This is a genomic window from Bacillus salacetis, assembly GCF_003581585.1.
GTDB lineage: Bacteria > Bacillota > Bacilli > Bacillales > Bacillaceae_B > Rossellomorea > Rossellomorea salacetis.
Genome location: NZ_QXIR01000005.1, coordinates 120,290 through 146,291 on the forward strand (window position 1 = coordinate 120,290; position 26,002 = coordinate 146,291).

Annotated in this window: 30 protein-coding genes; all 30 read left to right on the top strand. The window is 43.0% G+C overall.

Going from position 1 to position 26,002, the window contains the following annotated elements:
• The first annotated feature begins 10 nt into the window (after window positions 1–10).
• The 30 genes from fliG to rpsB all read left to right on the top strand — a co-directional run bounded on the left by fliG (window position 11) and on the right by rpsB (window position 25,978).
• Window positions 11–1,027 (top strand): flagellar motor switch protein FliG, encoded by a 1,017-nt coding sequence (fliG, locus tag D3H55_RS05725; protein ID WP_119545957.1) that lies wholly within the window; start codon window positions 11–13, stop codon window positions 1,025–1,027.
• A gap of 1 nt (window position 1,028) precedes the next feature.
• On the top strand, window positions 1,029–1,802 hold the full coding sequence (gene fliH, locus D3H55_RS05730) for a flagellar assembly protein FliH (RefSeq protein ID WP_240628496.1): 774 nt from the start codon (window positions 1,029–1,031) through the stop codon (window positions 1,800–1,802).
• The gene (gene fliI, locus D3H55_RS05735; protein ID WP_119545959.1) at window positions 1,799–3,112 is read left to right on the top strand and encodes a flagellar protein export ATPase FliI; all 1,314 of its coding nucleotides are present in this window, start codon (window positions 1,799–1,801) and stop codon (window positions 3,110–3,112) included. Before fliH ends, fliI begins: the two co-directional genes overlap by 4 nt.
• Window positions 3,113–3,117: 5 nt before the next feature.
• Window positions 3,118–3,561 carry a flagellar export protein FliJ gene (gene fliJ, locus D3H55_RS05740; RefSeq protein WP_119545960.1) on the top strand — a complete coding sequence of 148 codons (444 nt, stop codon included), beginning with the start codon at window positions 3,118–3,120 and terminating at the stop codon, window positions 3,559–3,561.
• A gap of 8 nt (window positions 3,562–3,569) precedes the next feature.
• Window positions 3,570–4,169 (top strand): MotE family protein, encoded by a 600-nt coding sequence (locus tag D3H55_RS05745; protein WP_119545961.1) that lies wholly within the window; start codon window positions 3,570–3,572, stop codon window positions 4,167–4,169.
• A 31-nt stretch (window positions 4,170–4,200) separates the two neighbouring features.
• Window positions 4,201–5,535: a flagellar hook-length control protein FliK gene (locus tag D3H55_RS05750; protein ID WP_119545962.1), complete on the top strand. Its 1,335-nt coding sequence runs from the start codon at window positions 4,201–4,203 to the stop codon at window positions 5,533–5,535.
• A gap of 9 nt (window positions 5,536–5,544) precedes the next feature.
• On the top strand, window positions 5,545–6,186 hold the full coding sequence (gene flgD, locus D3H55_RS05755) for a flagellar hook assembly protein FlgD (protein ID WP_119545963.1): 642 nt from the start codon (window positions 5,545–5,547) through the stop codon (window positions 6,184–6,186).
• Between the two features lie 16 nt (window positions 6,187–6,202).
• Window positions 6,203–6,598 (top strand): TIGR02530 family flagellar biosynthesis protein, encoded by a 396-nt coding sequence (locus D3H55_RS05760; protein WP_205685392.1) that lies wholly within the window; start codon window positions 6,203–6,205, stop codon window positions 6,596–6,598.
• Between the two features lie 71 nt (window positions 6,599–6,669).
• Window positions 6,670–7,875, top strand: coding sequence for a flagellar hook protein FlgE (locus D3H55_RS05765; protein ID WP_168412976.1), 1,206 nt, complete (start codon window positions 6,670–6,672; stop codon window positions 7,873–7,875).
• A gap of 50 nt (window positions 7,876–7,925) precedes the next feature.
• The gene (locus tag D3H55_RS05770) at window positions 7,926–8,147 is read left to right on the top strand and encodes a flagellar FlbD family protein (protein ID WP_119545964.1); all 222 of its coding nucleotides are present in this window, start codon (window positions 7,926–7,928) and stop codon (window positions 8,145–8,147) included.
• Complete coding sequence (gene fliL, locus D3H55_RS05775) at window positions 8,137–8,562, top strand: flagellar basal body-associated protein FliL (protein ID WP_119545965.1); 426 nt, start codon at window positions 8,137–8,139, stop codon at window positions 8,560–8,562. The genes D3H55_RS05770 and fliL overlap by 11 nt, the downstream gene beginning before the upstream one ends.
• A gap of 31 nt (window positions 8,563–8,593) precedes the next feature.
• Window positions 8,594–9,592, top strand: coding sequence for a flagellar motor switch protein FliM (gene fliM / locus D3H55_RS05780; protein WP_119545966.1), 999 nt, complete (start codon window positions 8,594–8,596; stop codon window positions 9,590–9,592).
• A complete protein-coding gene (fliY, locus tag D3H55_RS05785) occupies window positions 9,582–10,787 on the top strand; it encodes a flagellar motor switch phosphatase FliY (protein WP_119545967.1) in 1,206 nt (401 codons plus the stop codon). Before fliM ends, fliY begins: the two co-directional genes overlap by 11 nt.
• A gap of 18 nt (window positions 10,788–10,805) precedes the next feature.
• A complete protein-coding gene (locus tag D3H55_RS05790; RefSeq protein ID WP_119545968.1) occupies window positions 10,806–11,168 on the top strand; it encodes a response regulator in 363 nt (120 codons plus the stop codon).
• Window positions 11,169–11,250: 82 nt separating this feature from the next.
• Window positions 11,251–11,907 (top strand): flagellar biosynthetic protein FliO, encoded by a 657-nt coding sequence (gene fliO / locus D3H55_RS05795; protein ID WP_240628497.1) that lies wholly within the window; start codon window positions 11,251–11,253, stop codon window positions 11,905–11,907.
• Complete coding sequence (gene fliP, locus D3H55_RS05800) at window positions 11,900–12,565, top strand: flagellar type III secretion system pore protein FliP (RefSeq protein ID WP_119545970.1); 666 nt, start codon at window positions 11,900–11,902, stop codon at window positions 12,563–12,565. Before fliO ends, fliP begins: the two co-directional genes overlap by 8 nt.
• 13 nt (window positions 12,566–12,578) lie before the next feature.
• Entirely contained in the window at window positions 12,579–12,848 is a 270-nt protein-coding gene (gene fliQ, locus D3H55_RS05805) for a flagellar biosynthesis protein FliQ (RefSeq protein WP_119545971.1), read from the top strand.
• A gap of 4 nt (window positions 12,849–12,852) precedes the next feature.
• Entirely contained in the window at window positions 12,853–13,629 is a 777-nt protein-coding gene (gene fliR / locus D3H55_RS05810) for a flagellar biosynthetic protein FliR (protein ID WP_119545972.1), read from the top strand.
• Between the two features lies 1 nt (window position 13,630).
• The gene (flhB, locus tag D3H55_RS05815) at window positions 13,631–14,713 is read left to right on the top strand and encodes a flagellar biosynthesis protein FlhB (RefSeq protein ID WP_119545973.1); all 1,083 of its coding nucleotides are present in this window, start codon (window positions 13,631–13,633) and stop codon (window positions 14,711–14,713) included.
• A gap of 24 nt (window positions 14,714–14,737) precedes the next feature.
• The gene (gene flhA / locus D3H55_RS05820; RefSeq protein WP_119545974.1) at window positions 14,738–16,774 is read left to right on the top strand and encodes a flagellar biosynthesis protein FlhA; all 2,037 of its coding nucleotides are present in this window, start codon (window positions 14,738–14,740) and stop codon (window positions 16,772–16,774) included.
• Window positions 16,771–17,922, top strand: a complete 1,152-nt coding sequence (gene flhF, locus D3H55_RS05825; protein ID WP_119545975.1) for a flagellar biosynthesis GTPase FlhF — start codon at window positions 16,771–16,773, stop codon at window positions 17,920–17,922. Before flhA ends, flhF begins: the two co-directional genes overlap by 4 nt.
• Complete coding sequence (locus D3H55_RS05830) at window positions 17,919–18,791, top strand: MinD/ParA family protein (protein WP_119545976.1); 873 nt, start codon at window positions 17,919–17,921, stop codon at window positions 18,789–18,791. Before flhF ends, D3H55_RS05830 begins: the two co-directional genes overlap by 4 nt.
• Window positions 18,788–19,879, top strand: coding sequence for a protein-glutamate methylesterase/protein-glutamine glutaminase (locus tag D3H55_RS05835; protein ID WP_119545977.1), 1,092 nt, complete (start codon window positions 18,788–18,790; stop codon window positions 19,877–19,879). The genes D3H55_RS05830 and D3H55_RS05835 overlap by 4 nt, the downstream gene beginning before the upstream one ends.
• Before the next feature lie 5 nt (window positions 19,880–19,884).
• On the top strand, window positions 19,885–21,960 hold the full coding sequence (locus tag D3H55_RS05840; RefSeq protein WP_119545978.1) for a chemotaxis protein CheA: 2,076 nt from the start codon (window positions 19,885–19,887) through the stop codon (window positions 21,958–21,960).
• 17 nt (window positions 21,961–21,977) lie between these two features.
• Window positions 21,978–22,415, top strand: a complete 438-nt coding sequence (locus D3H55_RS05845) for a chemotaxis protein CheW (RefSeq protein WP_119546013.1) — start codon at window positions 21,978–21,980, stop codon at window positions 22,413–22,415.
• Window positions 22,416–22,496: 81 nt separating this feature from the next.
• Window positions 22,497–23,132: a chemotaxis protein CheC gene (locus D3H55_RS05850; protein ID WP_119545979.1), complete on the top strand. Its 636-nt coding sequence runs from the start codon at window positions 22,497–22,499 to the stop codon at window positions 23,130–23,132.
• Window positions 23,129–23,626: a chemotaxis protein CheD gene (locus tag D3H55_RS05855; RefSeq protein ID WP_276310206.1), complete on the top strand. Its 498-nt coding sequence runs from the start codon at window positions 23,129–23,131 to the stop codon at window positions 23,624–23,626. Before D3H55_RS05850 ends, D3H55_RS05855 begins: the two co-directional genes overlap by 4 nt.
• 94 nt (window positions 23,627–23,720) lie before the next feature.
• Window positions 23,721–24,476, top strand: coding sequence for a FliA/WhiG family RNA polymerase sigma factor (locus D3H55_RS05860; protein ID WP_119545980.1), 756 nt, complete (start codon window positions 23,721–23,723; stop codon window positions 24,474–24,476).
• A 93-nt stretch (window positions 24,477–24,569) separates the two neighbouring features.
• Entirely contained in the window at window positions 24,570–25,115 is a 546-nt protein-coding gene (locus tag D3H55_RS05865) for a hypothetical protein (protein ID WP_168412977.1), read from the top strand.
• Window positions 25,116–25,267: 152 nt separating this feature from the next.
• Window positions 25,268–25,978 (top strand): 30S ribosomal protein S2, encoded by a 711-nt coding sequence (gene rpsB / locus D3H55_RS05870; RefSeq protein ID WP_119545982.1) that lies wholly within the window; start codon window positions 25,268–25,270, stop codon window positions 25,976–25,978.
• The last annotated feature ends 24 nt before the right edge of the window (window positions 25,979–26,002 follow it).

Genomic DNA, 26,002 nt, shown 5'->3' on the forward strand with positions numbered 1-26,002 from the left:
AGGAACTATTATGGCAATACAGCGTGAAAAAGAATTGACAGGTAAACAGAAAGCAGCCGTCCTCCTAATCTCGCTTGGCCCCGATGTTTCTGCATCCGTGTATAAGCACCTGTCAGAAGAAGAAATTGAAAAATTGACCCTCGAAATTTCCGGAGTCAAGAAAGTCGAATCAGCAGCTAAAGAAGAAATACTTGAGGAGTTCCATAATATAGCCCTAGCCCAGGACTATATTTCGCAGGGTGGGATTGGCTATGCCAAAACAGTTCTGGAGAAAGCGCTTGGCAATGAGCAGGCTTCCGCTATTATTAACAGACTGACATCATCGCTGCAAGTCAAGCCTTTTGACTTCGCAAGGAGAGCGGATGCTTCTCAAATACTCAACTTTATCCAAAGTGAACATCCCCAGACAATTGCACTGATTCTTTCATATCTGAACCCTCAGCAGGCAGGTCAGATTCTTTCAGAATTGTCACAGGAGGTCCAGGCGGATATTGCAAGGCGGATAGCATTGATGGATGGAACATCCCCGGAAGTAATTAGTGAGGTAGAGGCAATCCTGGAAAGGAAACTATCAACTACAGTGACACAGGATTACTCGCAAACAGGCGGGGTTGAAGCGGTTGTGGAAGTATTGAATGGTGTGGACAGGTCCACGGAAAAGACAATTCTCGATGCACTGGAAATCCAGGATCCTGAACTTGCAGAAGAAATCAAGAAGAGGATGTTCGTGTTCGAAGATATCGTCACATTGGATAACCGTTCGATCCAACGAGTGATCCGTGATAGTGAAAATGAAGATTTGCTTTTGTCTCTTAAGGTATCAAGCGAGGAAGTCAAAGATATTGTCTTCCGTAATATGTCTGCAAGAATGGTTGAAACCTTCAAGGAAGAGATGGAATTCATGGGGCCGGTCAGGCTTAGGGATGTTGAAGAAGCACAGTCAAGGATTGTCAGCGTGATAAGAAGGCTGGAAGATGCAGGGGAGATCATCATTGCCCGTGGTGGAGGAGACGATATCATTGTCTAAAGTGATAAAGAATTTGCAAGCCTCGAGCCGGCAAAACCGGCAATCGAAAATCATTGCCGTGAGGAATGTCCTCCAATCATCAGGAGCATCCGGGGGAAAGGAACTCCAGGAAAGCCGGACCCTCATGCAATCAGAACGGCAGGAGATTTTGCGGGATGCCCATGCTGAAGCAGAGAAGCTGATGGAATCCGCCAGGATCAAAGCTGAAAGGATAGAAGATGAAGTATCTTCCCAAAGATTAAAATGGGAACAAGAAAAAGAAATGCTGCAGCAGGAAGCTTATCAACAGGCCTATCAGCACGGACTGGAGGAAGGAAGAGCCAATGGTCTGGAGGAGTATAGAGAACAAATCAGTCAAGCGGTCCAAGCAGTTAGTTTCGCTAAAGAAAACTATTATAAACAGATAGAGAAGGCGGAAAGTGTCATATTGGAGCTGGGCATGAAAACAGCAGAAAAGATTTTGGGAACGAACCTGGATGGAGATCCTAATGTGTTTCTTGGCCTCATCAAAAGGGCAATCAAAGAAGTCAAAGAATACCCGGAGGTCCAAGTACATGTCCACCCTTCCCACTACACGATGTTATGCGAAAATCAGGAGGAGCTGGAAGCCATGTTTCCGGTATTGCGACAGCTGTTGATTTTTCCTGACGATGAACTTGGCAGGGAAGAATGCTTTATTGAAACAGGTGAAGGCAGAGTAATTGTCAGTGTAGATGTTCAATTAAAGGAAATCAAAAATAAACTGATCGAAATTTTAGAAGGTGGAGAAGAATGAAAGCCAATGACCTTTTAGAATACATTCCTTCCTTACAGACCTTTAAGAAGTTTGGGAAAGTGAAAAGAGTGGTCGGCCTGATGATTGAATCACAAGGCCCTAAAAGTTCGATAGGGGAAATGTGCTTCATCCATATTTCTGAAAGCCGGAAAAAGATCAGGGCGGAAGTCGTGGGTTTCAAAGAAGAAACTGTTATATTGATGCCTTATTCCAATATTAATGAAATTTCACCGGGAAGTCTTGTCGAAGGGACGGCAACCCCGCTTACAATCAAGGTTGGACCTTCTTTGATCGGAAAGGTTGTAGACTCCCTTGGAAATCCGCTGGATGGTGAAAGCCTTCCGAAAGGCTTGACACCTGCTCTTACGGAACAGGAGCCCCCCAACCCTCTGACAAGGCCACCCATAAATGAAAAGATAGAGGTCGGTGTAAGGGCGATCGACAGCATGCTTACAGTCGGCAAAGGGCAGCGGGTTGGGATATTTGCCGGGAGCGGTGTGGGAAAAAGTACACTCCTTGGCATGATTGCCCGGAATACAACAGCAGATCTAAATGTAATTGCCCTGATTGGTGAACGCGGACGTGAAGTGCGTGAATTCATTGAGAGAGATTTAGGTGAAGAAGGATTGAAAAGGTCAATTGTGGTAGCAGCTACTTCTGACCAGCCTGCGCTGATGAGAATCAAAGGAGCGTTCACTGCAACAGCGATTGCCGAATACTTTCGTGATAAAGGTTTGAATGTCATGCTGATGATGGATTCTGTTACCCGTGTTGCAATGGCGCAGAGGGAAATCGGATTGGCAGTGGGAGAACCTCCGGCTACCAAAGGGTATACCCCGTCAGTATTTGCCATTTTGCCCAAGTTGCTTGAAAGGACCGGGACCAATCAATATGGCAGTATCACTGCTTTCTATACTGTACTTGTTGACGGTGACGATATGAATGAACCAATAGCCGATACGACCAGAGGGATTTTGGATGGCCATATCGTCCTGGACAGGAACATAGCCAATAAAGGTCAATTCCCAGCTATTAATATCCTCAAAAGTGTCAGCAGGCTCATGAACCACTTGGCCACCCCCCAACACCTTAAGGCAGCGGAAAAAATCAGGGACTTGATGAGTACATACAGTAATTCGGAAGACCTGATCAATATTGGTGCATACAAAAAAGGAACTTCACAGGAAATCGACCAGGCAATTGTATACCAGCCAAAAATTATTTCCTTTTTGAAACAAGGGACAGGTGAAAAGGTAACAATGGATGAAAGTGTCACGGATATCATCAATCTGGCAGAAAAAGGAGAGTGAACAGGATGACTTATACTTTTAAGTTTGATAAGATTCTGACACTCAAAGAAAGAGAAAAAGAAGAAGTCAGGGTTTCATACCAGGACTCAATTGAAAAATTCGAAAAAATCGCACAGAAACTCTACGACTTATTAAGGAAGAAAGAAGATCTTGAAATCTTTCAATCCGAGAAACTGTCCCACGGTTTATCTGTGCAGGATATCAGGCACAACCAGAATTTCATTACAAATATAGAAAAAACTATAGACTATTATCAAGGACTGGTCATTCAAGCAAGAAACAGGATGAACTGGCATGAACAAAAGCTTTCAGAAATGAATATTGAAGTGAAAAAATACGAAAAGATCAAAGAGAATGATTTTAACAAATATACTGAAATGCTTTATTCATCTGAAAGTAAAGTTCTCGATGAACTGGCTGTCATGCAATACATGAATAAAAGAAATTAGGTGAGGACATGGGGAAAACAGCAGAGAAGGAAAAAAACGAAAAATCAACAAGCCGCTTCCAATGGGTTCTATTTGCGGGCATCATCCCTCTTCTGTTTGCCGTAGTCATTGCCTTGCTTGTAATGACGGTAGCAGGCGTCAACATTTTTGAAAAAGCAAAAGAAGCAGGAGAAAAGATTCCTTTCGTCTCTTCCATGATCCCTACAGATGCCAAAGAAGAAGCAGCAAAACTGGAGGACAGGGTTCTTTCCCTTCAAACGGAAATTGAAGAAAAAGAGTCAGAAATCAATAGTCTTCAAGGCAAGATTGATTCACAGGAGAAAGAAAGGGAACGAATGCTGCTTGAACAGGAACAGCTTCATTCACAAATTGAGGAACTCGAGCAGATTCAACAGGAAAACAAACGGGCATTCAAAGAAATGATTTCAACTTATGAATCCATGTCGGCCAAAAGCGCGGCTCCCGTACTGCTTGAAATGGAAAATGAGGAAGCGGTAAAGATATTATCCAATATTAAGCCGGATACCCTGGCGAAAATACTGGAGAAGATGCCTCCTGAGGATGCAGCGAAATATACTGAACTGCTTTCAGCCAAAGTAGACCAGTAATCATAGAAATGAATTGAAAGGAGGTGAAAAAATGAACGTCGGAGCCATTCTCTCTATGCAGAATTTGGGTCAGGTTGCCAGCAAGAGTGTGAACCAAGCAAGTGCGGAAGGCGGGCAGGACTCCCTTTTCAGCAGTTTGTTAACCAAAGCAAACGGCATGGCCGAGATACCCGATCAAATCGAACCGGGATTGATGAAAATCATCAAGCTTCTGCAAGCTCTTCGTGCAGAAGGTGGGGAAGCTTTGGAAGGAACTGAGTCTTCGGATTTGAATATTGATGATGTCCTTTTGCAAGCAGGAATCAATAAAGAAGACTTACATTCTGCTTTGGATTCCTTATTAGATCAGATTATGAACACGGTTCCGGAATTAAAAGATGTTTTTCCGGACCTGGAAAACGAAAACATGGAAGATGTTTTGTTTCAAGTGATTGAAACACTCAGTCTCATGCCCCTGGAGAATCTGAAGAAAATGGATTCATTCTCACTTGAAACAGCTTTAAAAGCCGCAAAAGCATTTGAACAGGCATTCAGGCAGACAGATCTGGGTTTCCGGCAAGCTGAAAGAGCTGAAACATTGAGTCAGAACCTGAAGGTGATCACCAAAAAGATTGAAGAGTTTTTAACGGGCGAAATCCAGAAAAACGGAAAGTGGAAACAGATAGTAGAAAAAGTATTTGATACCATTGTCCATCCAAAGGATCAAGCCATTCAGCAGAATAGTAAACACCAAGTGAATTCTATGCTGAATAAAAACACTGTCAATGAAAAGGTGCCTCAGCTGATATCGGCTGATTCGTCAGGGACTAATAAAGCAAAGGCAGAAGGTGAACAGGCGGCAAAGCTGAATCTTCCACCAAACCTGACAGGTAGTTGGGGCCAGCAGCACTTGAGCCGCGCTGAACAGTTCTCGCTTTTTGTGAGTAAAGGGCAGCCTGGGACGACCTCTGAGCAATTTGTTAAAGAATTTGCAAACATCATTGGAAAATCACAAATTGTGCAGACACCCAATATGAGTAAATTGCTGATTAAGCTATACCCTGAAAGGCTTGGCTCAATAAGGATTGAGCTACTCCAGCAGGATGGTGTCATGACAGCGAAGATACTTGCCGGCACGAAAGCTGCAAAGGATATTTTGGATTCAAATCTAACAGGTCTGAGGCATGCGTTGAACAGCCAGAATCTTCAGGTGGAGAAAATTGAAATAGCTCAGACCTTCTCGGAATCACAAAGACAGGAACGCCAGCAATCTCAACAGCAGCAAAGCGGACAGCAGCCAAAAGGACAATCCGATAATCAGCAGTCCAACGACAAAGATGAACAGGAATCAACATTCAAAGAATTGCTCAAAAGCAATGAAGTATAGGTGATGACTATGTCTAATACGATTAATTCAAATTTATTATTATCCTCCCTGCAGCAAAAACAAAGGGAAGGTGGAAAGGATGTACTGGGAAAAGATGATTTCATGAAAATCCTAATGACCCAGCTGCAAAATCAGGATCCGCTCAATCCCATGCAGGATAAGGATTTCATTGCCCAAATGGCAACATTCTCAACCTTGGAACAAATTACGAACCTGAGCAAATCAATGGAGACCTTTATTGAATCGCAAGCACAAAATAACTTGATTTCCTATAACCAGTTTGTCGGAAAAGAAATTACATGGCATAAGCTGGAGGAATCTTCTGAAGGAAAGACCGAAATCAAGGAAGGAAAAGGCATTGTTTCGTCTGTCCGTTTTAAGGATAACGAGGTCCAATTCATCTTGCAGGATGGCACTGCCTTAGCACCCGGAAATGTATCACAAGTCAATCATCAGGATACTAATAACGGAGATAACTCGTTAGTGAACGCTAGCGGGCTGATTGGAAGGACTGTGTACTGGAACGAAAAAGAAACAGGTTCTGAATTGCATAGCGCAGTGAAATCAGTTTCACAAAAAGACGGCAGTCTCTGGTTCCATCTTGAGAATGGAGAAAAGATAAAAGAGGACAGTGTCTGGAAAATCGAATAGTAAAGGAAGAGGTTGAATGCAAAGAAATAGTATCAATCGTTTGCCATCTCAACCGATTACATCACAATTTCCACCCAGGGGTTTCACCAATAAAGCCCTGCCTTCAAAGACATTCGCTGAAACGTTAAAGGAAACTTTAAATAGTAAGGAAGATTCCCTTTCCATCAGCAAGCATGCAGACAGCCGATTGAAGCAGAGAGGGATTATGATCCCCGCGGAAACCTGGAAAGAAGTTGAAAGTAAGGTTGCTCAAGCCAAGTTGAAAGGTGTGAAAGATTCGCTGGTTTTACTGGACAACGCGGCATTGATTGTAAGTGCGAAGAACTCTACAGTCATTACTGCCATGAACAGAAAAGAAGCAGCGTCACAAATTTTCACAAATATTGACGGAACAATAATCATCGATAAATAGGCTGGACCTTTACAGGAAGCCTGACGCTGCTGACTGACAGATGCAGTGATTAAGAAAGGGGAAAAAATAATATGCTACGTTCTATGTATTCAGGGATCAGTGGAATGAAGAATTTCCAAACCAAGCTTGATGTAATCGGTAATAATATTGCGAATGTAAACACTTATGGATTCAAAAAAGGCCGTGTAACGTTTAAAGATACAATGAACCAGACAATCTCCGGAGCATCGGCTGCACAGGAAGCACGAGGAGGAAGAAATCCTATGCAGGTTGGATTAGGATCGACACTATCGACTATCGATACAATCCATACCCAATCTAGCCTTCAATCAACCGGACGTCCTCTTGACCTGGCCATCAATGGCGATGGTTACTTTGTCGTAAAACAAGGGGATGCCCAGTTCTACTCACGGGCAGGAAACTTCTATTTGGATGACAATGGAACGCTTGTAAACGGAGATGGGATGAAAGTTCAATCATATGAAAATGGGGTTCTTCAGGACATCAAAGTTAATGTAAATGCACAGCTTCCTGCAAATACAACGGAAACAATCTCAATGTTTGGCAATCTATCAAACAATGCAGTAGGAAATGAGCCGTTTGTTCAGCAAATCAACGTTGTAACAGCGGAGGGAAAACAAATGACGCTGGATATGAAGCTGACTCCCCAGGGGACGCCTTCAACTAATTGGAGTATGCAATTTGTCAATCAAAACGGAGAAAACCCTTTAACTTCAGATTCTTATACTATTGATTTCTCTCAAGACCCAGTTGTTGCTCCAGGAACTGTTACCTTGCCAATCGCTGATGCTGATGGAGATGGAACAGCTGAAAACACAATGGATATTGAAATGGATTACTCCCAGCTTACAAATCTCGCCGGTGACCTATCAGCCTCAGCTGACCCAGACGGAAACACTGCAGGATCACTTGAGAGCTTTAATATCGGTTCAATGGGAGAAATCAACGGAGTATATTCTAATGGAGAAATCACTACCATCGGATATCTGGCCCTGGCTAAATTCAGTAATCCTTCCGGCCTTACAAAGGCAGGCGGGAACTCGTTTCAGCAGTCAGTGAATTCAGGGACTCCGAATATCAATGTAGCAGGTGAAGGAAGAGGGACCGTTGTTTCCGGATCACTGGAAATGTCCAATGTTGACCTGTCTGAAGAATTCACTGAAATGATTACTGCGCAGCGTGGATTCCAGGCAAACACAAGAATCATCACCACATCTGATGAAATCCTTCAAGAGCTTGTAAACTTGAAACGATAATAGATTGCAAGGGAGGGACAGGGCTGGTTCTATACAGCCCTGACTAATATTTGATAACACTAACCAAATTAAACGGCAAAACTTTTTCACTTAACTGTCTGTACATAGAAAGTGCTGAAGCCTTTCCCGATACGACCATCACCCTTACAAACGGTAAGAAAATCGTGGTGAAAGAAACAGTGGATGAGGTTGAGGAGAAGACCATCATCTTCTATAGAAAGGTTAATATAATGGGACTCAGAAATGCCGCGGGGGTACGAGATGAAGAATAAACTGCTTACTATTACTCTTATTTTACTGGTAACAATTACTTTGGTAGGAGCGCTTGCCCTCATCGTTCTGTTGAAATTCAACGACAAAGATGAAGTGAAGGAACCGAGTATAGATGAAGTGATTGAAGCATCTGTGGATATACCGGAACTTACCACTAATCTAATGAGCGGAGACTACATCCGTATTTCTTTCAAAGTCCAAACGGACAGCAAAAAAGCGAAAGAAGAACTTGAAAAAAGAGATTTCCAAGTGAATAACATCATAATAGAAGAGCTTTCTGAAATGAAATCAGATCAATTGCAAGGCAAAGAGGGAAAGCAGCAGCTGGAAACGACCATCATGGAGAAAGCAAACAGCCTTATGCAAGAGGGGAAAGTTGAGAAGGTATATATCACCTCTTACATGATCCAATGACATTACATCTGAAAGAAACGGGGGTGAGGAAATGTCCAGTGAAGTACTTTCGCAAAATGAAATAGATGCATTGCTCTCTGCCTTGTCCACAGGTGAAATGAGCGCAGATGATTTCAAGAAAGAAGAAGAACAGAAAAAAGTAAAAGTTTATGACTTTAAGAGAGCTTTAAGATTCTCAAAAGACCAGATAAGAAGTTTGACAAGAATACATGAAAATTTCGCAAGGATCCTGACCACCTATTTCTCGGCACAGCTAAGGACCTATGTTCAAATATCGGTTGTTTCAACTGACCAGGTCCCATTTGAGGAATTTGTAAGGTCGGTCCCAAAAATGACATTATTGAATATCTTTGACGTTCCCCCCCTGGACGGGCACATCTTAATGGAAGTAAATCCTAACATCGGGTATGCAATGATGGATCGTGTAATGGGTGGAAAAGGAACAGGCATGAATAAGATTGAGAACTTGACAGAGATTGAAACCAAGATCATGTCCAACCTATTTGAGAGGGCATTTGATAACCTTCGAGATGCCTGGAGCAATATTGCAGAAATTGATCCCATGCTTTCTGAATTCGAAGTGAATCCACAGTTTCTGCAGATGGTTTCCCCCAATGAGACAGTTGTGGTCATTTCAATGAATACAACGATTGGTGAAACAAGCGGAATGATTAACATCTGCATCCCGCATGTGGTGCTGGAACCGATTATCCCTAAGCTGTCTGTAAGTTATTGGATGCAGACAAAACAAAAGGATAAAAATCCAGAAGACACGAAAAATCTGGAGAAAAGAATAAAGACAGCCCATGTGCCGGTTGTTGCAGAACTGGGGAACTCTGATATAACGATTGATGATTTTCTTATGCTTGATATCGGTGATGTCATTCAACTGAATAGACGCATTGATGATCCATTGCTGATTAAGGTAGGGGAAATGCCAAAATTCACTGCCCAGCCAGGTGAATTGAATAACCGGCTGGCAGTACAGATTTTGGATTCTTTGAAGGGGGGAGAAGAGGATGATGAGTGATGATATGTTATCACAAGATGAAATTGATGCCTTGTTGAGAGGCACAGCCAACGAAGAGAAAGAAACAGAAACAGCTTCTTCTCAAAAGTTGAATGTTGAAGATTACTTAAGTGAATTCGAACAAGATGCCCTTGGGGAAATAGGGAATATCTCATTTGGCAGCTCGGCAACTGCACTCTCGACACTGCTGAATCAGAAGGTTGAAATTACAACTCCAAAGGTTTCAATATTGGAAAGAAGCAAGCTTGAAGATGACTTTCCTCATCCATATGTAGCTATTCAGGTACAATATACCGAAGGGTTCTCTGGTGCAAACCTTCTGGTCATCAAACAGGATGATGCTGCCATAATAGCAGATCTGATGCTTGGGGGAGACGGATTGAATCCATCAGGGGGACTTGGTGAAATTCAAATCAGTGCCGTACAGGAAGCCATGAACCAAATGATGGGTTCTGCAGCGACCTCCATGTCTACAGTTTTCAGCAAGAAAGTGGATATCTCACCGCCGACGGTCGATATGTTATACCTTCCGGAAGGAGAAGGGGCCGACACCATTCCCCAGCAGGATTTATTGACTAAAATATCCTTCTCATTGAAAGTTGGGGAATTGATAGATTCCAGTATCATGCAGCTGCTGCCGTTGCCATTTGCTAAACAACTTGTGGATGAATTAACAAATGATAACTCACAGTCGACAAATTCCGATATAATGGAACAAGGCAATGTAAATCAAGGAACAAGCTTGGAACAGTCGTCTCCGCAAGTGCATCAGCCATCAGGGCCGCGGGAAGAAAACCATCCTGATGCTGCAGTGAACGGTGCTTCGCATCAGCAACCACAGCATTTTGGCAATAATACAAGCTTTGAACAGCCAGTGCAAGTCCAGCCTGCTTCTTTTACAAGTTTTGAACAGCCGGCAATGCATAAGCCGGAAAGCAAGAACCTGGATATGCTCCTGGACATCCCATTGAACGTGACAGTTGAATTGGGAAGGACTAAGCGTTCAGTAAAAGACATTCTAGAGTTGTCATCAGGTTCAATCATTGAACTGGACAAGCTTGCCGGAGAACCTGTTGATGTCCTGGTGAACAGCAGATTGATTGCCAAGGGAGAAGTTGTGGTCATCGATGAAAACTTCGGTGTAAGAATAACAGACATTGTCAGCCAATCAGACAGATTAAAAAAACTAAAGTAAAAAACGGGGGAAAAGAAAATGGCGAATAAAATTTTAATAGTTGATGATGCAGCATTTATGAGAATGATGATTAAGGACATTCTGACGAAAAATGGATTTGAAGTAGTTGGTGAAGCGGCAGATGGAAATCAAGCCGTTGAGAAATATAAAGAATTAAGCCCGGATCTGGTAACGATGGATATCACCATGCCGGAGAAGGACGGGATTGCTGCCCTTAAGGAAATTAAGGCTGTTGATGGAAACGCAAAGATTATCATGTGTTCTGCAATGGGTCAGCAGGCAATGGTTATTGACGCCATTCAAGCTGGTGCAAAAGACTTCATTGTCAAGCCGTTCCAGGCCGATCGTGTCATTGAAGCGATACAGAAAGCTCTGAGTTAAAAACTTTATTAAGCATATTGATAAGTGGCGAAAAGTTACTTATAGCAACAGAAGTAAGGAGAAGGTGCTTTTTTTGAGGAACATGATTAGGAAGCTTTCTTTGATTATGGTGGTTATTGCTTCTCTGCATATGACTGGTACTATTCCGGCATATGCAGAGTTTGATGGGACTGTTGATGATTACTTGGAACAGCCTGAAGATCATAATAAAGAAAATCCACCTGCTGAAGAAACGGAAGACAGCGTTGCAGATGCCTCAACAGGTGTTTCTGCATTCGATTATTTAAAAATGGTATTTGCACTGATTTTTGTTATTGCATTGATATATTTCTTACTTAAATTCATTAATCAAAAAAGCAAATCATTTCAACAGACCAAATTAATCCATAATCTCGGGGGGACGACGCTGGGGGGGAACCGTTCTGTCCAATTAGTTAAGGTTGGCGAGAGAATCCTTGTCCTTGGAGTCGGGGAAGACATTCAACTGCTGAAGGAAATAGAGGGTAAAGAAGAAAAAGAGGATATCCTTACCTATTATGATGAAAGAACCAATGGATTGCAGCAGCCCAAGGATATGCTGTCACAGTGGTTGGGAAAGAAGATGGGTCAAGGGTCTCATAACACAAATGACAGCCAGTCGTTCCAAGCTATACTGAAATCCCAAATTGAGGACATAAGGAAGGGCAGAAAAAAAATGCTTGAGGATTTGACGAACAGGGAGAAAGATAAAGATGAATGAATTCATGGAGTTTTTCAATTCGACTTCCCCCGACTCCGTCTCTACGTCTGTAAAGCTTCTTCTGCTTTTCACTGTGTTATCGATTGCTCCAGGTATCCTTATTCTAATGACTTGTTTTACCCGGATTGTCATCGTTCTCTCATTTGTAAGGACTTCATTGGCAACTCAGCAGATGCCTCCGAATCAGGTATTGGTAGGATTATCTCTTTTCCTGACTTTTTTCATTATGGCTCCGACCTTTCAGGAGGTAAATGAAAACGCACTGCAGCCTTTGTTCAATGAAGAGATCAATTTGGAGCAGGCATATGAAAGTGCAGTTGTTCCTTTCAAAGATTTTATGAGTAAGCATACAAGGCAAAAGGATTTGGAATTATTCCTTAACTACTCTGGGGCAGAACGGCCCGAGTCCATAGAGGATATTCCTTTGACATCACTTGTTCCAGCTTTTGCCCTGAGTGAAATCAAGACCGCTTTTCAAATCGGTTTCATGATATTCATTCCTTTTCTTGTGATAGATATGGTGGTTGCCAGTGTTCTTATGTCAATGGGTATGATGATGCTCCCTCCTGTCATGATTTCACTGCCGTTTAAAATTTTGCTGTTTGTGCTCGTGGATGGCTGGTACCTTGTCGTTAAATCTTTGCTTCAAAGCTTTTAAGTAGGTGAAAAACATGAATGCTGAATCGGTAATTGCTTTAGCTGAAAGAGGAGTTTATACAACCCTGGTCATTTGCGGTCCGTTACTTCTGCTGGCTTTGGTTGTCGGGCTGGTTGTCAGTATCTTTCAGGCCACCACCCAGATTCAGGAGCAGACCCTTGCGTTTATTCCGAAAATTGTTGCAGTCCTAATAGGCGTAGTCTTTTTCGGCCCTTGGATGCTGACCAAACTGGTCACTTATGCCTCTGAGATCTTCTCGAACCTTAATAGGTTTGTAGGTTAGAAGAATGGAAGAGCTGATTCCAAACCTGTCTATTTTTTTGTTGGTATTTATGAGGGTCTCTGCTTTTTTTATAACCCTCCCGCTTTTTTCTTACAGATCCATACCCGCACAGCACCGTATCGGTTTTGCAGGTGCCATTGCCTGGATAATGTATTACACAATCGATGCTTCCCCGATAGCCTTGGATGCTGCCTATATTTTGTTGATCATGAAGGAAGCCATGATAGGGTTATTCATCGGGTTTACAGCCTATATGATTATTTCGGCCATCCAGGTTGCCGGAAGTTTCATTGATTTCCAAATGGGCTTTGCGATTGCTAATGTCATTGATCCGCAGACGGGGGCACAATCTCCTCTGGTTGGACAATATTTATATACATTTGCTTTGCTGCTGCTGCTTGCAGTGGACGGGCATCACCTTTTGCTTGATGGTGTCTTTTATAGTTATCAATTCATTCCAATTGATCAGGCATGGATCCCCTTTGGAAATGAAAATCTCGTGGAATATATCATCAATACTTTCAATTCAGTGTTTATAATTGCTTTTCAGATGTCCATCCCGGTTGTGGCAACATTGTTTTTGGTTGACGTAGCACTGGGCATCGTTGCAAGGACTGTACCGCAGTTAAATATTTTCGTTGTTGGTTTTCCTATTAAAATAGCAGTGAGCTTTCTTGTGTTATTCATTGTGCTTGGTGTGATGATGGCTTTGATGCAGCAGATGTTTGAATTGATGATGTTTACAATGAGAGATTTAATGAAAATTATCGGAGGCGCTTAATGTGAAATTGCTTTCCCTTGATCTGCAGTTTTTTGCAGGTGAGAAAACTGAAAAGGCCACCCCGAAAAAACGGCAGGATTCAAGGAAGAAAGGTCAGACAGCCAAGAGTCAGGATGTCAATACAGCCATCATTTTGCTTGCTGTATTTTTATTTTTGACTTTTAGTGCTTCTTTTTTTGGAAATATCATTTTTGATTTATTCCGTGTCTCTTTTCAGGATTACATGATGATGGATTTGACTGAGGAATCCTTTATGTTGATTGTCATCGAGGTTCTCAAAGAAGTTGCTATTCTGCTTGGCCCCATCATGCTGGTAGCTTTGCTGGCTGGAATCTTTTCGAATTACATCCAAGTGGGCATCATGTTCACGGCAGAGCCTTTGCAGCCAAAATTAGAAAAGATCGATCCCATCAAAGGGGCAAAGAGGATATTCTCTATAAGAGCGATCGTAGAATTATTGAAATCGATATTGAAAATCGGATTTGTCGGAGCAGTTACATTTGTTATATTGTGGCTGAACATCGATGAGGTGCTTGGTCTGTCTTTCAAGACGATCCATGACTCATTAGCAGCGATGGCATCATTGACAGTCCAGATGGGGATCGCAGCTTCATTGGCGCTGCTATTTTTATCCGTTTTTGACTATCTATATCAGAAATATGATTTCGAAAAAAATATCCGGATGTCCAAGCAGGATATTAAAGATGAACACAAAAACATGGAAGGCGATCCGCTGATCAAATCCAAAATTAAGCAAAGGCAGCGGGAGATGGCGATGAGAAGGATGATGCAGGAAGTTCCTGATGCAGATGTGGTCATCACCAACCCTACCCATTTCGCAATTGCTTTGAAGTATGATGAGAATAAATCTGAAGCTCCTTATGTTGTTGCCAAAGGAGTGGATTACCTGGCGCAGAAAATTAAATTCATCGCCGGTGAAAATGACATCATCATGGTTGAAAACAGGCCGTTGGCAAGGTCGTTATATGACAGTGCAGAAATCGGTGATGCCATACCGGAGGAATTCTTTAAGGCCGTCGCTGAAATACTGGCATATGTTTACCGGATGAAAAATCAGCTGTAGCAGCTTATGTTAGGGGGAATGCAATTGTCAGCAAGAGATTTATCTGTATTATTCAGCGTCATCCTTATAGTAGCCATGCTAATCATTCCTTTTCCGCCTTGGCTGTTAAGTGTACTGATCATCATAAATATTTCCTTGGCTCTTCTAGTGCTTCTTACATCCATGAATATGAATGAACCGCTTCAATTTGCGATTTTCCCATCCTTGCTCTTGTTATTGACTTTATTCAGGCTTGGCCTGAATGTATCAACTACACGTTCCATCCTGAGCAACGGTGAAGCAGGAGATGTGGTGGAAACATTCGGGACCTTCGTGGTTGGCGGAAATGTCCTGGTAGGTCTGGTCGTTTTTATTATTTTAATCATTATTCAATTTATTGTTATAACAAAGGGTTCAGAGCGTGTTTCCGAAGTTGCTGCAAGATTTACCCTTGATGCGATGCCGGGTAAACAAATGAGCATTGATGCAGATCTTAATGCAGGCATCATCTCTGAACATGAAGCCAGGGACCGCAGAGAAAAAGTAAGCCGTGAAGCCGATTTTTACGGGGCAATGGATGGTGCATCAAAGTTTGTTAAAGGAGATGCGATTGCCGGAATCATAATAGTATTGATGAACTTAATATTCGGCATCATCATCGGAATGACCCAGCAGGGACTTCCGATCGGGGAAGCAGCGACAAGGTACTCATTATTGACAGTCGGTGATGGGATTGTCAGCCAGATACCTGCGTTGCTGATTTCGACAGCGACAGGTATTGTCGTAACCAGAGCGGCATCCGATGGAAATCTCGGAAAGGACATCATAGATCAGCTGCTTGCCTTTCCGCCAATGTTATATGTGGCGGGGGGAACTATCTTCCTTCTCGGGTTATTTACGCCAATAAATGATATCCTGACGATCCCAGTAGCGGCAGCTCTCGGTGTCGGGGGCTTCATGCTCTCGCGGGCTCCTCAAGAAGATGAGGAAGACCTTATTGAAATGGAAGAAGAGAGAGAGCAGGATGAAATGAAAAGCCCAGAAAGCGTTGTTAATCTGCTGAATGTGGATCCAATAGAATTTGAGTTTGGTTACGGCCTGATACCTTTGGCTGATGCCAATCAAGGCGGAGACCTTCTGGACAGGGTAGTCATGATCCGCAGACAGCTTGCGATTGAACTTGGGTTAGTCATCCCTGTTGTGCGGATCAGGGATAATATTCAGTTGCAGCCAAACGAATACAGGTTGAAGATCAAAGGCAATGAAATGGCAAGGGGTGAATTGCTGCTTGATCATTATCTGGCCATGAGCCCGGGAGTGGAAGATGAGTCTATTGAAGGAATCGATACGATTGAACCATCATTTGGACTGCCGGCAAAATGGATAGGCGAAGACATGAAGGAACAAGCGGAAATCTTCGGTTACACCGTGGTTGACCCTCCTTCTGTCGTTTCCACGCACATCACGGAGGTAATCAAGAACAATGCCCATGAACTGCTCGGAAGGCAGGAAACAAAACAGCTTATTGATCACCTTCAGGAAACGTATCCAATCCTGGTCGAAGAGGTGACACCCAATCCATTGTCAGTCGGTGAAGTACAAAAAGTCCTTGCTAAGCTTCTGCGTGAGAATGTTTCTATCCGGAATCTGCCGATCATATTTGAAACGCTGGCTGATTATGGAAAGATGAGTACTGACACTGATTTACTTGCTGAATATGTCCGTCAATCTCTGGCAAGACAGATTACTTCTCAATATGTAGATCAGGGAGGCACCCTGAAGGTCATCACCTTATCCGGAAGGGTGGAAAAATTGATTGCCGACTCTGTGCAGCAGACTGATCATGGAAATTATTTATCCATGGATCCAAATGATTCCCAACGGATCCTTGAAGCTCTTGCTTCACAGATTGAGCAGCTTTCCCTTATGGAAGAGTCACCTGTGATTCTGTGTTCCCCTGCTGTCAGAATGTACCTGCGTCAATTGATTGATCGGTATTTTCCTCAAGTGCCGGCTCTTTCATATAACGAATTAGAAGCAAATGTCGAAGTTCAAAGTTTAGGGTTGGTGAATATAGAATGAAGGTAAAAAAATATACAGCGCCTACGATGCCTGAAGCCATGAAGAAAATTCGAGCTGAACTGGGCGAGGGTGCAGTCATACTGAATTCAAAGATGATCTATACAGGTGGATTTCTCGGTTTATTCAAAAAGAAAAACATCGAAGTGATTGCTGCTATCGATCCAAACCCAAAACAAAACCCCAGGGAGAAACGGGAGACACCATATCAGCCTAAGGTTCAGGAGCAGGCGGACCCCCCAGTTATGAAGAAACAGGCTGATTCAGCGGAAGGGAAGAATACACTGCAATTCAGAAAAGAGATCGCTGAACTAAGGTCCATCGTTCAACAGATGAAAACGAATAACGGATATGAATATTATCCAGAGAGTGTCCGGAAACTCCTATTGAAACTGAAGGATCAGGAATTGGCTGATAAATATATCAATGAGGCAGCTGATCACCTGATGAATATCAGTGAAATCAACGGCACCTTCTCTTCTGAGGAGCTGAAGGCTGAAGTATCGGTTTATCTAAAAAAAGAACTTGGTGCGTTTGCTTTTGGAGGAATCAGTTATAAGAAGAAGTATGTGAATGTAATTGGTCCTACTGGAGTCGGAAAGACTACCACACTGGCGAAAATTGCCTCGGAAGCGGTTTTGGAAAAACGGAAAAAGATTGCATTCATCACTACTGACACATACAGAATTGCTGCTATTGAACAATTGAAAACATATGCCCAGCTCTTGAATGTACCTTTGGAGGTGGTTTATAAACTGGCTGATTTTCAAAAGGCTATTGAAAAGTTCAATGATTACGATGTCGTTTTCATTGATACAGCCGGAAGGAACTTCAGGGATGCAAAGTATGTGGAAGATCTCAAAAAAATGATCGACTTCAAAAATGATATGGAAACCTTCCTAGTATTATCAGTGACAGCCAAGGAAAAGGATTTAAATGAGATAATAAGTAACTTCTCGACACTTCCAATAGAAAAATTCATCTTTTCCAAAGCAGATGAAACATCAAGTTATGGAACAATGTATAACATTTTGAGGAATGAGGGCAAAGGGGCCGCTTATATTACAGCGGGACAGAGCGTGCCAGAGGATATATCCGAGGCATCCCCTGAAGGCATTGTCGACTTAGTGATGGAAGGTATTGAAAAATGACAGATCAAGCGCAGGGCCTGCGAAAGAAAATTCTTGAAGTGCAGTCCAGGAATGCCAAGACAATTGCTGTGGTCAGCGGAAAGGGAGGCGTAGGCAAATCGAATTTTGCCGTGAATTTCTCCCTGGCTTTGCAGCAAAAGGGAAAAAAAGTCCTATTGTTTGATATGGATATCGGGATGGGGAATATTCACATCATCCTGGGCAGACAGCCTGACAGGACGATTGCCGACTTTATGAACCATCGTGATACAGGGATAGACGATATTATCTTCAGGGATGGTGAAGGAACATCCTATATTAGTGCCGGAAATGGACTTCAGAACATTGTAGAATGGGCCGATACTGATATAGAGAGGTTCCTAAATGCCCTCTCAGAGCTTGTCCATTCCTTTGACTATATTGTTTTTGATATGGGGGCGGGTGCAGCCCGCCATACGTTGGAAATCCTGATGTCGGTAGATGATATTTTCGTTGTGACAACACCTGAACCGACAGCAGTGACAGATGCTTATTCAATGATGAAATACATCTACATGAGAGACGAGTGTAAGGAGTTTTATCTGATTTGCAATAGAGCTGAAAATGAAAGAGAGGGTCTTGAAACACTAAGCCGCTTGAAGCAGGCGATGGGTAAATTCCTGAATAAAGAGGTTTACCTTTTCGGAGTTCTCCCTGAAGATTCTTCAGTCAGGAAAGCGGTGACCCTCCAAGTACCATTACTGCTTTCTTTCCCGGACTCGGCCATTGCATCGTCCTTGCAGCGCTTACTCAAACAGTACCTGTCGGGAATTACAACATTCACCCCGGCAGAGAAAAAAGGATTCGTTTCAAATTTGAAGAAGATCTTGTTCAGGAGGAATGGCAGATGAAACGAAAAAAAGTCCTGGTGGTTGACGATTCTGCTTTCATGAGAAAGCTCATTAGCGACTTCCTCTCAAGTTCACCTCTTTTAGAAGTGGTGGGTACAGCCAGGAACGGAAGGGATGCCCTGGATAAAATCGAGATGTATCTCCCCGATGTACTGACCCTGGATGTGGAAATGCCGGAAATGAATGGAATAGAAGCTCTAAAGGCCATTATGGAATTGAATCCCCTTCCGGTAGTCATGCTTTCTTCCACAACAAAAGAAGGAGCTGAAAACACCATAACTGCGATGAATATGGGTGCTGTGGATTTCGTCCCTAAGCCATCAGGAGCCATTTCATTGGACTTGCATAAAGTCAAAGAAGATTTGATTGCCAAGGTGCTGAATGCCAGCGAGGTGCCGGTTAGACATCTTAAGAAAGCAGAAAGGCCATTCCAGGGAATCACCCGTCCGGCTGCAAGCAGCCAGCAAAGCGGCAGGAACCAAATGGCTGCATGGAACAGTCATTCCGAGAAAATCATTTGCATTGGAACCTCCACAGGAGGGCCAAGAGCTCTGCAGCAGGTTGTGACCGCCATTCCAGAGAATGTTCAGGCTCCGATCCTGATTGTACAGCATATGCCTCCAGGCTTTACAAAGTCGCTTGCTAACCGCCTTGACTCACTTTCCCGTATTTCAGTAAAGGAAGCAGAAAATGGGGAACTCCTCAAAAAGGGTACAGCTTATATTGCACCAGGCGGATTCCATCTGAAAGTCAAGGAAAAGAGCTCGGGTCTCATTGCTGTTCTGGATGTGGATGAACCTCCGCGGAGCGGTCATCGGCCGGCGGTGGACGTTATGTTCGAATCAATCAGTAATATCAGCAGTTATGATAAAATCGCCGTCATCATGACAGGAATGGGGACGGATGGTTCTAAAGGTTTGTTGGAATTAAAGGAAAAAGGCAATGTCAAAGCAATTGCCGAAGCAGAAGAATCCTGCATCGTCTACGGTATGCCGAAAGCTGCCATATCTACTAATCTGGTAGATGATATCCAATCAGTAGAAAATATTGCAGGATGTATAATGAAGTATTTGCCAAGAGAGGTGTGAAACCCATGGAAATGAATCAGTATTTAGAAGTTTTTATTGAGGAAAGTAAGGAACATCTGCAAACCTGTAACGTTCAATTGCTTGAACTTGAGAAAAATCCTGAGAATCTGTCAATCGTTAACGAAATTTTTAGATCCGCCCATACGCTGAAGGGCATGGCTGCCACAATGGGCTACGAAGACCTCGCCAGTTTGACGCATCAGATGGAGAATGTACTGGATGCAATCAGAAACAGCAAGTTACAGGTTTCGTCACTCATCCTGGATGTTGTATTTATGGCAGTGGACGATTTGGAGGCAATGGTCATGTCCATTGCCGAAGGCGGTGACGGTAAACGTGATGTAACGGAGATTGTCCGTAAGCTTTCACTTATAGAAAAAGGTGAGTCTCCAGAAAGCCTCAATGCCCATGATGAAGCTGCTGCAGCTGTATCGGCCCCGGCCGATTCCCAAACGCGGACAGCCGAGTATGATCAGTTTGAACAAACAGTCATTGAGCAATCAAAAGAGCAAGGTTTTCAATGTTTTGAAGTATCGGTCTCTTTAAGGGATGACTGCCTTTTAAAAGCTGCAAGGGTATTTATGGTCTTTGAAGTTCTCGAAAAGTGCGGTGAAGTAATTAAATCCGTGCCGGCAGTGGATGTTTTAGAAGAAGAGGATTTTGATCAGGACTTCCTTGTCAGCATCGTTACGAAAGAAACCCAGGAAGATATCAAGAAAAAGGTCATGAAAGTTTCTGAGGTACATAAGGTAAAGATTGGTCTTGTAGATCTGGGCAAAGCTGGAGAAAAACCTTCTCAAGATCTTGAACTGACAGGGTCAGCGGCGAATGGTTCACTTGAACAACAGCAGAAAGTACAGGAAAAGCCTTCCGTAAATCAGGCAGCCAGGAAAGAAGATAAGAAAGAGGCTCCTCCTTCCAAACAAGCAGGCGCAGGGAATAAGACAATCAGGGTGAATATTGAACGACTGGATATTTTGATGAATCTGTTTGAAGAGCTCGTTATAGACAGGGGGAGGCTGGAGCAAATTTCAAAGGACCTTGACCACCCTGAATTAAATGAAACTGTCGAAAGAATGTCCAGAATATCAGGAGACTTGCAGAATATTATCCTGAATATGCGGATGGTCCCTGTAGAAACAGTGTTCAATAGATTTCCACGAATGATCAGGCAGCTGGCAAGAGATTTGAATAAAAAAATTGAATTGGACATCATCGGTGCCGAGACAGAGCTAGACAGGACAGTCATTGATGAAATCGGCGATCCGCTTGTTCATTTACTAAGAAATGCCATTGACCATGGCATTGAAACCCCGGAACACCGCAGCCAGAATGGTAAACCTGAAGAAGGTACGGTCACACTGAAAGCGTATCACAGCGGAAACCACGTCTTTATTGAGATTTCAGATGACGGCGGCGGAATCAGCAGGGAAAAAGTGCTGCAAAAAGCAATTTCAAAAGGGGTCGTCTCTGAAGAAACGGCTTCAGCATTATCCGACCGCCAAGTGTATGAGCTGATACTGGCATCTGGTTTCTCCACAGCAGAAACTATCTCTGATATCTCTGGAAGGGGTGTAGGTCTGGATGTCGTAAAAGCAACAATAGAATCCCTTGGAGGCTCTATAACGATCGATTCTGTTTTAGGAGAAGGAAGCACATTCTCCATACAGCTTCCGCTTACATTATCTATCATCTCGGTTATGCTGGTTGAAGTGAATCTGGAAAAGTATGCAATCCCGTTATCATCCATAATAGAGACAGCAATCATTAAAAAAGAAGATATCATGAACGCACATAACCAAAAAGTGATTGATTTCAGAGGGAAAGTTGTTCCATTGCTATTCCTGGAAGATGTATTTGAAGTTCCTAAACAAGAAGAGGATGAATTCTATTCTGTTGTCATTGTCCGAAAAGGGGACAGAATGGCTGGCCTTGTAGTGGATTCATTCATCGGCCAGCAGGAAGTGGTCCTGAAATCACTTGGAAATTATCTCACAGATGTATTTGCAATTTCCGGAGCAACAATCCTGGGTGACGGTCAGGTTGCTTTGATTATCGATTGCAATGCATTGATTAAATGACAGGAGGCCGAGACATGATGGAAAATACAGCAGCTGCTTCAGAATTAAAAGTGATTGTGTTTCAATTAATGGAAAAAGAGTATGCAATTCCTGTGAGCCAGGTGCGTTCCATTGAAAAAGTCGAATATATAACCCGTGTTCCCAAAGCTGCACCTTATGTAAAAGGGGTAATCAACCTCCGGGGAGTAGTGACACCTGTGATTGATTTAAGGAGCAGATTCTCACTTCCCAAAGAGGAACATACAGAGGATACAAGAATCATCATTGCCGGTATCAATGATATGGAAGTCGGCCTGGTCGTGGATGCAGCAAATGATGTCCTTGACATTCATTCAGATGGAATTGAATCGCAGCCTGAAGTTGTAGGAAGCGTCGAGGCTGGATATATCAGCGGGGTTGCAAAAATTGAAAAGAGACTGCTTGTTCTTCTGAACTTGGAAGAAGTCCTGAACTAAAGTGTTACCGGACCAGGGGGAAGGGCGGCTTACCCGCCTTTCCCGGTATTCTTCAAAACTATAAATCGGGGTATATAATTTATGAGATTCGACCAAAAGGTTTCCAGCCTTCATCTGGATATACTGAAAGAAATCGGGAATATTGGTGCAGGGCATGCTGCGACAGCCCTGTCCACTCTGCTTAATAAAAAAATCGATATGAAAGTTCCTCAAGTAAGGGTGGTATCCTTTGATGAGATGATGGAGATGGCGGGAGGGCCGGATAATGTGGTTGTCAGTGTTTTCCTCCGTATTGAAGGCGATGCTCCAGGAAGCATGTTCTTCGTTCTCCCTCTATCACAAGGTTCCCGTTTCATTCACCAGATGACTGGGGAGACAGGGTTTTCATTTGAAAGGCCTCCTTATTCTGAACTTGGATTATCAGCAATGCAGGAACTTGGAAACATTCTTTCAGGCTCTTACCTTTCTTCTTTAAGTGACTTCACCAATTTAAACCTTTATCCTTCAGTCCCTGCCCTGACAGTGGATATGGCAGGAGCCATAATAAGTTTCGGGCTTTTGGAGCTCTCTCAAATCAGCGATCATGCGATTGTCATAGACACAGCCCTTAAAGAAGATGATATGGCAGAATCAGAAAGTGTAAAGGGACATTTCTTCCTGCTTCCCGACCCTGAATCCTTTGAAATCATTTTTAAATCACTGGGAGTAGTGTCGTGAACCTGTTACAAGAAGTTATCAAAGTAGGCATTGCGGATATGAAAATCATTGAAGGCTCGCGAACAATCCGTACGTCAGGGCTTGGTTCTTGTGTAGGGGTAGTCATTTTTGATGAGGCTGTCAGGCTGGCGGGGATGGTCCATGTCATGCTGCCTGAATCCAGCATCGCCAAAGGTAATGACTTTAAAGCGGCTAAATTTGCAGATACGGGGGTACGGGAGTTAGTAAGACTTTTGATTCTTCAAGGGGGAAGGATGAACCGTTTCAAAGCAAAGATTGCCGGCGGGGCTCAGATGTTCCAGTTTACTTCAGGGAATGAATTAACAAGGATCGGTCCGAGAAATACCGAGGCGGTCAAACAAGCATTGTCAGGTTTGAAGATCCCTTTACTGGCTGAAGATACCGGCGGGAGCAATGGCAGGACGATTGAATTCAACCTGGATACCTTCCTGCTGAATGTCAGGACCGTAAATATGGGGATCAAGGATATATAAAGATATTTGATGAAATTTCTTACAGTCAAAATGATATCATAATTAATTACACCTTAATTAAACAGCCAATCAATAAAATGGGAGGAGGAGTACTATGTCTCAGCCCTCTGCAGCAGATGAGCAAAAATACTGGGATCTCTGGAAGAAGTCCAAAGACCCATATGCTGGAGATATGCTAGTCAAAAAATATTTGCCGCTTGTTTCTTATCACGTCCAAAGAATCTCAGTGGGACTGCCGAAGAATGTTTCCCGGGAAGACTTGAAAAGCCTGGGCTTGATGGGCCTTTTGGATGCACTTGAAAAATTCGACCCTTCAAGGGATTTGAAGTTCGATACCTACGCATCTTTCAGAGTAAGGGGTTCCATCATTGATGGTCTCAGAAAAGAAGATTGGCTGCCGCGTTCAACAAGGGAAAGAGCCAAGAGGATTGAAGCGAAGATAGAATCAATGGAACAGCAGATGCTCCGTCATGTCACACCTGAAGAAATCGCTGGTGAAATGCAGATGCAGGAAGGTGAAGTATACCAGACAATGAATGAATACTTCCTGGCCAATGTCCTCTCAATAGATGAACAGGTTTCGGATGATGACAGCGATGGAAACCATTCTTTTTCTATAAGAGATGACCAGACCATCATGCCTGAAGTTCAGCTGCTCAAAAACGAAAACATAGCGGAATTGACAGAAACGATCCGTTCTTTATCGGAAAAGGAACAGATGGTACTAAGCTTGTTCTATTATGAAGAGCTGACTTTGACAGAAATCGGGGAAGTCATGAGTTTGTCGACATCCCGCATCTCGCAAATTCATTCAAAAGCAATCTTCAAACTTCGCACTTTATTATCATAATGAACCTGCGGCGGCGGAATCGGGCAACAATACTTTGAAAAAAGGAATCTTGGTGAGCAGATGCAAACATTTTTAATTCTTATTTCTTTTATTTTGAACATAGCAGCACTTCTGGCAATTGTCATTCTTTATACCAGGCAGAACCGGCTGCTGGAGATAGAAAAACAACAAGGGAAAACCGTTAAGGAGATGGAAGATTTGATATCTTCTTATCTGCTTGAAATGAAAGAGGATAATGATCGGTTCATCCGGCAGTTCGAGGCGGTAAAAGAAAGTAAAACTGAAGATGAAACTGAACACCGGCAGGAAAAAGTCGAAAAGATCAGACAAGCTGCAGCGAAGGTTCTGCAGAATGAAAGTCTCCCTTCAGAACCGGATGAAGATAACGATTTGCACCGCAGCCAGTCATACATGCGCCTGAATGCAGTGAAAGCATACTCCTTAAAGAACAAGAACGGGCAGGCTTCCAATGTGGCTGATAATTCCTCTGAACTCATTCATTCGGATGAAGACCCGCTGTTGGCCCAGGTCCAGTCCCTTCAAGAAAAGGGGTACACGGTGGAGGAAGCAGCCAGGGAATTGGGCAGGGGAGTCACGGAAATTGAACTGTTATTGAAGTTTCGACAAAATCAAAAATAAATTTCTTGATTGCTGTTATTGATTGTGCTATATTAATTAACGGTGTGATTACACACGCTTATAGGATCCTGGCGGAAGGTGCTTTAAACAAGTTTCTGCCTGGAGATGATCATGAGCGGAGGAAAATAAAAACCAATTAGGAGGAAACACACATGTCAGTAATTTCTATGAAACAATTGCTAGAAGCTGGTGTTCATTTCGGCCACCAAACTCGCCGATGGAACCCAAAAATGAAGAAATACATCTTCACAGAGCGTAACGGCATCTACATCATCGACCTTCAAAAGACAGTCAAGAAGGTTGAGGAAGCTTATAACTTCGTTAAGGAACTGGCTGGCAACGGCGGAAAAGTTCTTTTCGTAGGTACAAAGAAACAAGCACAGGAATCTGTGAAAGAAGAAGCAGAACGTGCTGGAATGTACTTCATTAACCAACGCTGGTTAGGTGGTACACTGACTAACTTCGAAACAATTCAAAAGCGTATCTCCCGTCTTAAGCAAATCGAAAAGATGGAAGAAGACGGAACTTTTGAAGTTCTTCCGAAGAAAGAAGTAGTCCAACTTAAAAAAGAACATGAGCGTCTAGTCAAATTCCTAGGCGGAATTAAAGATATGCAAGAACTTCCTGATGCACTGTTCATCATTGATCCTCGTAAAGAGCGCATCGCAGTTGCGGAAGCACGCAAATTGAACATCCCTATCGTTGGTATCGTTGATACAAACTGTGATCCGGATGAAATCGATGTTGTTATCCCTGCAAATGATGATGCAATCCGTGCGGTTAAACTTCTTACTTCAAAAATGGCTGACGCTATCCTTGAAGCTAAGCAAGGCGAAGAAGCAGCTGTTCCTGCTGCTGAGTAATTAAAAGCATTAAAAGACCGGCTT

What these genes read in the sequence shown, in the direction of transcription:
- D3H55_RS05840 (WP_119545978.1), top strand. Translation starts at nt 19,885, where the DNA reads ATGGAAATGAATCAGTATTTAGAAGTTTTTATTGAGGAAAGTAAGGAA.
- fliJ (WP_119545960.1), top strand. Translation starts at nt 3,118, where the DNA reads ATGACTTATACTTTTAAGTTTGATAAGATTCTGACACTCAAAGAAAGA.
- fliL (WP_119545965.1), top strand. Translation starts at nt 8,137, where the DNA reads ATGAAGAATAAACTGCTTACTATTACTCTTATTTTACTGGTAACAATT.
- D3H55_RS05790 (WP_119545968.1), top strand. Translation starts at nt 10,806, where the DNA reads ATGGCGAATAAAATTTTAATAGTTGATGATGCAGCATTTATGAGAATG.
- D3H55_RS05750 (WP_119545962.1), top strand. Translation starts at nt 4,201, where the DNA reads ATGAACGTCGGAGCCATTCTCTCTATGCAGAATTTGGGTCAGGTTGCC.
- D3H55_RS05765 (WP_168412976.1), top strand. Translation starts at nt 6,670, where the DNA reads ATGCTACGTTCTATGTATTCAGGGATCAGTGGAATGAAGAATTTCCAA.
- flhF (WP_119545975.1), top strand. Translation starts at nt 16,771, where the DNA reads ATGAAGGTAAAAAAATATACAGCGCCTACGATGCCTGAAGCCATGAAG.
- fliM (WP_119545966.1), top strand. Translation starts at nt 8,594, where the DNA reads ATGTCCAGTGAAGTACTTTCGCAAAATGAAATAGATGCATTGCTCTCT.
- D3H55_RS05830 (WP_119545976.1), top strand. Translation starts at nt 17,919, where the DNA reads ATGACAGATCAAGCGCAGGGCCTGCGAAAGAAAATTCTTGAAGTGCAG.
- fliI (WP_119545959.1), top strand. Translation starts at nt 1,799, where the DNA reads ATGAAAGCCAATGACCTTTTAGAATACATTCCTTCCTTACAGACCTTT.
- rpsB (WP_119545982.1), top strand. Translation starts at nt 25,268, where the DNA reads ATGTCAGTAATTTCTATGAAACAATTGCTAGAAGCTGGTGTTCATTTC.
- D3H55_RS05835 (WP_119545977.1), top strand. Translation starts at nt 18,788, where the DNA reads ATGAAACGAAAAAAAGTCCTGGTGGTTGACGATTCTGCTTTCATGAGA.
- fliQ (WP_119545971.1), top strand. Translation starts at nt 12,579, where the DNA reads ATGAATGCTGAATCGGTAATTGCTTTAGCTGAAAGAGGAGTTTATACA.
- fliG (WP_119545957.1), top strand. Translation starts at nt 11, where the DNA reads ATGGCAATACAGCGTGAAAAAGAATTGACAGGTAAACAGAAAGCAGCC.
- D3H55_RS05850 (WP_119545979.1), top strand. Translation starts at nt 22,497, where the DNA reads ATGAGATTCGACCAAAAGGTTTCCAGCCTTCATCTGGATATACTGAAA.
- fliY (WP_119545967.1), top strand. Translation starts at nt 9,582, where the DNA reads ATGATGAGTGATGATATGTTATCACAAGATGAAATTGATGCCTTGTTG.
- D3H55_RS05745 (WP_119545961.1), top strand. Translation starts at nt 3,570, where the DNA reads ATGGGGAAAACAGCAGAGAAGGAAAAAAACGAAAAATCAACAAGCCGC.
- fliO (WP_240628497.1), top strand. Translation starts at nt 11,251, where the DNA reads ATGATTAGGAAGCTTTCTTTGATTATGGTGGTTATTGCTTCTCTGCAT.
- fliR (WP_119545972.1), top strand. Translation starts at nt 12,853, where the DNA reads ATGGAAGAGCTGATTCCAAACCTGTCTATTTTTTTGTTGGTATTTATG.
- fliP (WP_119545970.1), top strand. Translation starts at nt 11,900, where the DNA reads ATGAATGAATTCATGGAGTTTTTCAATTCGACTTCCCCCGACTCCGTC.
- flgD (WP_119545963.1), top strand. Translation starts at nt 5,545, where the DNA reads ATGTCTAATACGATTAATTCAAATTTATTATTATCCTCCCTGCAGCAA.
- D3H55_RS05760 (WP_205685392.1), top strand. Translation starts at nt 6,203, where the DNA reads ATGCAAAGAAATAGTATCAATCGTTTGCCATCTCAACCGATTACATCA.
- D3H55_RS05860 (WP_119545980.1), top strand. Translation starts at nt 23,721, where the DNA reads ATGTCTCAGCCCTCTGCAGCAGATGAGCAAAAATACTGGGATCTCTGG.
- D3H55_RS05845 (WP_119546013.1), top strand. Translation starts at nt 21,978, where the DNA reads ATGGAAAATACAGCAGCTGCTTCAGAATTAAAAGTGATTGTGTTTCAA.